This is a genomic window from Mesorhizobium caraganae (assembly GCF_016836705.1).
GTDB classification, from domain to species: domain Bacteria; phylum Pseudomonadota; class Alphaproteobacteria; order Rhizobiales; family Rhizobiaceae; genus Mesorhizobium; species Mesorhizobium caraganae.
The window spans coordinates 1-467 of the sequence record NZ_JAFCGY010000132.1 but is presented as its reverse complement, the minus strand read 5'-3'; the positions used below and the strand labels follow the sequence as shown (position 1 = coordinate 467).

The 467-nt window shown below is 55.9% G+C and carries 2 protein-coding genes; both read right to left on the bottom strand.

The features are described from left to right. A partial coding sequence (locus tag JQK88_RS35630) for a hypothetical protein (RefSeq protein ID WP_203281266.1) occupies window positions 1–216 on the bottom strand: 216 nt, incomplete at its 3' end. Then, window positions 200–467: hypothetical protein (locus JQK88_RS35625; protein ID WP_203281265.1), on the bottom strand; the 268-nt coding region annotated here is incomplete at its 5' end. The genes JQK88_RS35625 and JQK88_RS35630, both read right to left, overlap by 17 nt.

Genomic DNA, 467 nt, shown 5'->3' with positions numbered 1-467 from the left:
ATATAAACTCTCCTTCACACGGCGGGACATTGCAGGAAGGTAAAAAACAAATACCAACGCCAGACAGACCAGGACAAACGCCAGTACCTGCTCGCCCCGCGTATTGATATTCAGCATGCCGCCATAGCGGGTGATCCCCCACCATATTGCAGCCATCCCGGCCAACGTAAGCCCGGCCAGGCCAAACCGGCCCAGGCCATTACCCGGTATATTCATCTTCACTCCCTGGGGTGATGGTACTGATAAAATGTTCCTGTTCGCTGGAAAATAACGCCAGCAGGGGCTGTTTACGGAGGCTGACCAGATCGGCTGCCAGCGCGGTCAGGAGCCAGGGCGCTGCGGGTCCCGGAATACCGCACCATTTTTCCAGCAGCGCGATATCTTCAGCTTTCCATGGGGTATGCATTTTGCCGCCCTGCGTGATAAGCGCGGCGCTTCTTTCCGTCCATTTTTTTGCGTCCCCGATA